The sequence below is a fragment of the Frankia sp. CeRuru1 genome (assembly GCF_977966315.1).
In genome coordinates this window covers 1-6532 of record NZ_CDWWEW010000294.1, presented here as the reverse complement: position 1 = coordinate 6532, position 6532 = coordinate 1, and the positions used below count along the sequence as shown (strand labels likewise).

General features: G+C 72.2%; 7 protein-coding genes and 1 pseudogene. 6 read left to right on the top strand and 2 right to left on the bottom strand.

All coding sequences use genetic code 11. The features are described from left to right. The 6 genes and pseudogenes from AC08OP_RS18325 to AC08OP_RS18300 all read left to right on the top strand — a co-directional run. A pseudogene (locus tag AC08OP_RS18325) lies at positions 1 to 493 on the top strand (4-amino-4-deoxy-L-arabinose transferase); the annotation flags it as partial. Then, positions 487 to 816 (top strand): DUF5996 family protein, encoded by a 330-nt coding sequence (locus tag AC08OP_RS18320; protein WP_476615315.1) that lies wholly within the window; start codon positions 487 to 489, stop codon positions 814 to 816. The pseudogene AC08OP_RS18325 and the gene AC08OP_RS18320, both read left to right, overlap by 7 nt. Before the next feature lie 82 nt (positions 817 to 898). Beyond that, on the top strand, positions 899 to 3490 hold the full coding sequence (gene pepN / locus AC08OP_RS18315) for an aminopeptidase N (RefSeq protein ID WP_476615314.1): 2592 nt from the start codon (positions 899 to 901) through the stop codon (positions 3488 to 3490). 73 nt (positions 3491 to 3563) lie between these two features. Then, positions 3564 to 4136 (top strand): DUF6529 family protein, encoded by a 573-nt coding sequence (locus AC08OP_RS18310; protein ID WP_476615313.1) that lies wholly within the window; start codon positions 3564 to 3566, stop codon positions 4134 to 4136. A gap of 243 nt (positions 4137 to 4379) precedes the next feature. Continuing rightward, a complete protein-coding gene (locus tag AC08OP_RS18305) occupies positions 4380 to 4640 on the top strand; it encodes a Rieske (2Fe-2S) protein (RefSeq protein ID WP_476615312.1) in 261 nt (86 codons plus the stop codon). A gap of 60 nt (positions 4641 to 4700) precedes the next feature. Then, positions 4701 to 5246: an FHA domain-containing protein gene (locus AC08OP_RS18300; protein WP_476615311.1), complete on the top strand. Its 546-nt coding sequence runs from the start codon at positions 4701 to 4703 to the stop codon at positions 5244 to 5246. Between the two features lie 77 nt (positions 5247 to 5323). On the opposite strand, the gene AC08OP_RS18295 is transcribed toward AC08OP_RS18300, so the two are convergent. Both AC08OP_RS18295 and AC08OP_RS18290 read right to left on the bottom strand, forming a co-directional pair. Continuing rightward, complete coding sequence (locus AC08OP_RS18295) at positions 5324 to 5620, bottom strand: TFIIB-type zinc ribbon-containing protein (protein WP_476615316.1); 297 nt, start codon at positions 5618 to 5620, stop codon at positions 5324 to 5326. Positions 5621 to 5686: 66 nt separating this feature from the next. Beyond that, the coding region (locus tag AC08OP_RS18290; RefSeq protein WP_476615310.1) for a phosphotransferase family protein at positions 5687 to 6532 on the bottom strand (846 nt) is incomplete at its 5' end.

The following is a 6532-nucleotide window of genomic DNA, read 5'->3' as shown; positions in this document are numbered from 1 at the left end:
GTCGAAGTCAGAGTCGACCGCGGCCACGATCGTCAACGGCCTGCGCTGCCTCGTGGTCCTTGTGGCCCTGTCCGTGGCCGCCGCGACGGTGATCCCGGACTGGACACCGAAGATCCGCACCGCGCTCACCCGGGACGCGAGTGCCCCGAGCCGGGAGGCGACCCGATGGTTTCTCGCGAACATTTCCTCCGAGGGCACCGTCATCACTGACGACATCGCCTGGACCGACCTCACGATCGCCGGGCGCCGGCCGCTGCCAGTGTGGTTCTACAAGCTGGACCTCGACCCTCAGGTGCGCGGCCGGTTCCCCCACGGCTGGCGTGACGTCGACTACCTGATGATGGGCAAGCCCCCCGACGCGGTGCTCGGTGAGATCCCGCTCGTCGCCGAGGCGCTCCGGCACTCGGTGGTCCTCAAGTCGTTCGGCGACGAGGAGATCGAGATTCGCCGGGTCATCGTTCCGGACTGCCGTGGCCGACCCGACCGGTGCTGAACCGTGACGTCCTCCCCCGGGATGCGTGGAACACCTTCGGTGTTCAGACTGGCGCTGTCCGCTCCACTTCGTTCGGTTCGGAGGGCTCGCCATGGTCGAGAGAACCACTGCGGCCGGACGCGGCGTACTGGGCGGATCGCGGCGGCAGCCATCTCGCCGTCCTCCCGCTCGCGGCCCTCGAACGCAGCCCGGACCGGCGGGCCGGCGTCCTCGGCTTCTACGACAGCGCCTACCGGGCCGGGGCCGGCCGGGCCGGCTGGGACATCGAGCGGTTCGCCTGCCCCCACGGCGTCACCGACCCTGTCCTCGCCCCTGGACACTGACATCGACGAGCCACCCGGCAAGATTGGAGGGGTGACCGGGTCCACGCCGGACGGGCGACGAGGCATCCCATAAGTTCGCCGTATGCACAGCCTCACCCGGGACGAAGCCCTCGCCCGTGCCGGCCTGGTCCGCGTTGACGGCTACGAGATCGAGCTCGACCTGACCGCGGCGCGCACGTCGACGGAGTTCGGCTCGACGACCAGGGTGCGCTTCAGCCTCCGTTCCCCCATGGACGGCTCTCTCGCCACGGACGGCTCGTCGGCGGGCGGCGAACCGGCGCCGACGACGTTCGTCGAGCTCAAACCGGCATCCATCCAGCAGCTGTGGCTCAACGGCCAGCCGCTGGACCCCTCCGCCGTCGACGGCAACCGGCTCCCCCTCGCGGCGCTGCACGCGACGAACGAGCTCGTGGTGACGGCCACGATGAGGTACTCGAACACCGGCGAGGGGCTGCACCGGTTCACCGACCCGGAGGACGGCGAGGTCTACCTGTATGCGCAGACCTTCCTCGACGACGCCCAGCGGATGTTCGCCTGCTTCGACCAGCCCGATCTCAAGGCGCCGGTGCGCCTGAGCGTGGCCGCACCCCCCGACTGGACGGTGCGGGCGAACGGCGCCGGGAAGCAGACCTTGCCGGGGCGGTGGGAGTTCACCGAGACGGCCCCCCTGGCGACCTACTTCGTGACGGTGGTCGCGGGGCCGTACCACCTCGTCGAGGACTTCCACGACGGCATCCCGCTCGGGCTGCTCTGCCGCCGCTCGCTCGCGCCGTACCTCGACGCCGACGCGGCGGAGATCTTCGGCATCACCCGGGCCTGCCTGGACCGCTACCACGAGCTGTTCGCGAGCCGGTACCCGTTCGGGACCTACGATCAGGCGTTCGTGCCCGAGTTCAACGCCGGCGCGATGGAAAACCCGGGGTGCGTGACCTTCCGGGACGAGTTTGTGTTCCGCTCGGCGGTGACCGAGGCCGAACGGGAGCTGCGTGCCGTCGTCATCGCCCACGAGATGGCCCACATGTGGTTCGGTGATCTGGTCACCATGCGCTGGTGGGACGACCTGTGGCTGAACGAGTCGTTCGCCGAGTACATGGGCTATCGGGTGACCGCCGAGGCGACGCGGTTCACCGGGGCGTGGACCAGCTTCGCCGTCGGTCGCAAGAGCTGGGGCTACGCCGCCGACCAGCGGCCGTCGACGCACCCGGTGGCCCCGGCCGACGTCCCCGACACCACGCTCGCCCTGCTGAACTTCGACGGCATCTCCTACGCCAAGGGAGCGTCGGCCCTGCGGCAGCTGGTCGCCTGGGTGGGCGACGACGCCTTCCTGACCGGGCTGCGGGCGTACTTCGCCCAGCACGCCTTCGCCAACGCGTCCCTGGCCGACCTGCTCGCCGCGCTGACCACGGCGAGCGGCCGGGACCTCGCCGGCTGGGCCGAGGTGTGGCTGCGCCACGCACAGGTCAACACGTTGCGCCCCGAGATCACGATCGGTTCCGACGGCCGCCTCGCGCAGGTCACGGTGATCCAGACGGCACCGCCGACGCACCCGACGCTGCGTCCGCACCGCATCGGCATCGGCGTCTACGGCCCGGCAGAGCCGACCGACCCGACCGAGCCGATCGTGCTGCTCCGCCGGGTGGAGGTGGACATCGATCCGGCGGCGCCGGACGGGCGCACCGGGATCGCGTCACTGGTCGGGAGCGAGGCGGGATGCCTGCTGCTGGTCAACGACGGCGACCTGACCTACGCCAAGGTCCGTTTCACCCCGGCCGACCTCGCCGCTCTGCCCACCGTCCTGCCGCGGACGGCCGATCCGCTTGCCAGGGCGATCATCTGGGCGGCCGCGGCCGACGCGACCCGGGACGCCGAATGGCCCGCCGCCGACTATCTGACGCTCGCCGTGGGTGCGCTGCCCCGGGAGACCGAGATCGCCGTCTTCGAGGACGCCCTGCGTTTCGCCCGGGCCACCGTGCTGAACCGCTACCTCGCACCGTCGGCGCGACCGGCGGCCGCGCAGGAGCTCCACGCCGCCTGCGCGCGGGTCCTCGCGGCCGCCGCACCGGGAGGCGGTCATCAGCTCTCCGCCGCCCGCGGGGTCATCGGGTGCAGTGGACCGGCGCAGGCGGGAACACTGGCGGCGTGGCTCGCCGGGGCGGCCGTGCCGGCCGGACTGGTCATCGACCCGGAACTACGCTGGACTCTGCTACACCGGCTGGTCGTACTCGGGCGGGCCGGGGAGGCGGAGATCGCGGCCGAGAGCTGGCATGATCGCAGCGCCCGGGCCGCTGAGCATGCGGCGCGGGCCCGCGCCGCCGTCGCCGATCTCGAGGCGAAGGCCCGGGCTTGGCGGACGATCGTGGACGACGACACGATGTCCGCCCGGCTCGTCGCCGCGACGGCCGAGGGTTTCTGGCAGCCTGAGCAGGCGGATCTCACCGACGGGTACGTCTCCCGCTACTTCGACCAGATGCCGGCGATGGCGGCCCGGCGATCCCCGCACGCCGCCCGGCAGATCGCCACCTACGCCTATCCGCAGTTCGCCGTGTCCGTGGGGACGGTGCGGGAGGCGGACGCCCTGCTGGCCCGCGATCGTCTCGACCCGCTCCTGCGCCGCGTCGTCGTCGACGCGACCGACGAACTCCGCCGAGCGGTGCGGGCCCGTCTCCGGCCCTGACGGCTCTGGACGCGCCCGCGTTCTTTCCGGCATAGTTCGCGCAGCAAGGATGTCTCAGGGGACGGGGGGCGGTATGGCAGCCGGCACGGACCGGGCCGAACGGCAGACGAATGCGGGTACGGCATTAGGCGTTTCCTTGTTGGTCGGTGCCGCCGTCGCGGTGTCGACCGGTGTGTACGCGAGGGTTCACGAACCAGCCGGGCGGCCGCTGTTCACCCTCGGTTTCTCCGGCATGCTGCCGATGAAGGCGTGGCTGACGACGGCCGCCGCCGTTCTGCTACTCGTTCAGCTGGCCACGGCACTGTGGATGTGGGGACGGCTGCCCGGCGCGGGCCCGGCGCCGAGCTGGGCCAGCCCGCTGCACCGATGGAGCGGGACGACCGCGTTCGTCCTCACCCTGCCAGTGGCCTTCCACTGCATCTGGGCGCTGGGCTTTGCCAGCGATGGCACCCGGGTGCTCCTCCACAGCCTCCTGGGCTGCGCCTTTTACGGGGCCTACGCGGCAAAGATGATCAGTCTACGGACCAGCGGGTTACCGAGGTGGGTACTGCCCGTGCTCGGCTCGACGGTTCTTGTTTCCCTGGTCGCAATCTGGTTGACGGCTTCACTGTGGTTTTTCACCCGGTCCGGTATTCCGCACGTCTGAACAGGATCCCGAGGAAAAAGTCATGACGCAGGAAACACCGACGCGGCGCCTCGTGGCCCCCGGCCTCGCGGTCACCGTCGCCGCGGGTGCCGTCGGGTATGCCGTCGCCAGCTGCAGCGACGCGGCCGATCCGAAGCCACGGCAGGCGACCGCGGGCGGGACCCGCGGGGGGGCGACGGTTCGGGCGCGGGCAACGGCGGCGGCCAAGCCGGCGGCACGGCGCCCCTCGCCCGGGTCGACGAGGTGCCGGCCGACGGCGGTCTCATCCTCGGCGACGCCGGCCTGGTGCTCACGAGGAACGCCGCCGGCACGATCCAGGGTTTCTCCACCGTCTGCACCCATCAGGGATGCTCGGTGAACGCGATCGAGAAGGGCCGCATCCTCTGCCCGTGCCACGGCAGCGCCTTCGACACCCGCACCGGGGAACCCGTCGCGGGGCCGGCGAAACAGCCGCTGCCGCCGGTCGCCGTCACCGTCCGCGACAACGCTGTCTTCCCCGCCTGACCCCCGCGCCCCGATCGCCCGGATCTCGGCAGGAGCCGGATCCTCCCAGGAGGAGAAACAGTGGACCCGACAGGGCTGCGGATCACCGTCCCGTCCGGCCAGAGCGTGCTGTCCGCTGACCGCAGTCACGTCGTCGGCCGCGGCCGTGACTGCGATGTCGTCATCGCGGACGGCCGGGTGTCCCGGCGTCACGTCCTGCTGGAGCCCCGCGGCGACGCCGGGTGGCTCGCCCAGGACGTCAGTTCCAACGGCATCTGGGTGGACGGCGCCCGGACCGGCAGCGTTGCCCTGACCGACGGCGAGGTGCGGGTGCATCTCGGCGCGGCGAACGGGCCGACGGTCGTCCTGGCCCCGGTCAGTCCTACGCCGCGGCGCCCGCCCGCCGTGCCCGACGACCCGGACGTCGGGGCCCTGGCGACCGTGCTGGCCGGCCAGGGCGGCCGCATCGATCCCAGCCCCGTCCCGGCGGCGGCGGGCTCCGCCCAGGTCCCGGCTCAGCGTCACGCCGGCCACTCGCCCGTGGCGAGCTGGCTGCGCGCCCTGCCCACCTTCGTGTGGCTCGCCGCGGTTGGCTTCACCCTCGGCGCGTTGCTCGCGCTGTCCTGAGCTCCGCCCGAGGGCCGGCCCGAGAGCCGGCCCCGCCCCGGAGTTGACGTCGGGTTGACGGCCGGCCGGAGCGCGGGTCAGGAGGAAAACAGCAGCCGGGCGAGGCCGCCGTGCTTGTGGTGGTGCCCATGCCCGCCGTGCCCGTAGGGAGTCCCCCAGGCGGGCTGGGCATAGTGCCCCGGCTGGGCGTGGGGCGCAGCCGGGGGTGGCGGCGGGGGCTGGGACCACTGCGCCTCGAGCCGGGTGATGGCCTCCAGCTCGCCGTAGTCGAGGAAGATGCCCCGGCATCCGTCGCACTGCTCGATCTGGATGCCGTTGCGGTTGTACGTCCGCATCATCGCGTGGCACTTGGGACACTGCAGGGTGTAACTCATGCCGAACCTGCCGTTCATGGCGGGGAGACATCCTTGGCTGCGGGTAGCGTACCGACCCCGCGGAAGTCAGCCGGTGGATAGTCGAGATCCGGACGGGTACGGGCCCACCCGGGCCATCCGCCGGCAGCACTCGACGAAGGCATCGGAGATCGGACCAGGTTCGGGCCCGGCACCGGGCGCGTCGCCGTCGAGACGCGCGGCGACCGCGATGGCCGCGTACTGCACGACAATCGCGCGGGCGGGCAGGTCCAGGGCCGTCCAGGGATCCTCGCCGCCCGGCAGCGCCGGGCCGCCACCGGCCCGGTAGCCGTCGACGAACCGCGCCCAGACGTCCATCGGCAGCAGGCCGGCCGCGTACCAGGCCGCCGGCCGGGCCAGGTCCCATACCGGGTCCCCGAGCCCGAGATCGTCCACGTCGATGATGCGCCAGCCGAGTCGGGGCAGCGCGACGAGCTGTCCGAAGTGCCAGTCACCGTGGATGATCGTCAATGGCCGCGCCGGCCGGCGTGACCGTCCCGGTCGGGTCGGTTGATCCGGTTGATCCGGTTGATCCGGTTGGATCTGGTGGTGCAACGCCCACTCGGGCAGGGTCGCGGCGGCGCGCAGGACCACCTCGGCACGTGGATGGCCGGCCTGGTCGCGCAGTCGAGCCACGTCGTGCCGCAGCCGGCGGAGCACCGTGGCCCGGGGGAGCACGAGGAGATCCGACGCGGTGACCGGGATGCGATGCAGACTCGCCAGCAGCGCGGCAGCCTCGGCCCAGGGAACGGCCTCGGCCCAGGGAACATCGTCGACCTGGTCCAGTCCGAGCGCCGAGCCGGCCGGCCAGGCACTCACCCATCGGTCGTGGACCCGGACGGCGAGCCCGTCCAGACCGGTATGGGTGGCGTGGGACGGCAGGGGCAGCGGGGA

Coding starts and splice junctions, on each gene's coding strand:
- pepN (WP_476615314.1), top strand. CDS start 899: ATGCACAGCCTCACCCGGGACGAAGCCCTCGCCCGTGCCGGCCTGGTC.
- AC08OP_RS18310 (WP_476615313.1), top strand. CDS start 3,564: ATGGCAGCCGGCACGGACCGGGCCGAACGGCAGACGAATGCGGGTACG.
- AC08OP_RS18295 (WP_476615316.1), bottom strand. CDS start 5,620: ATGAGTTACACCCTGCAGTGTCCCAAGTGCCACGCGATGATGCGGACG.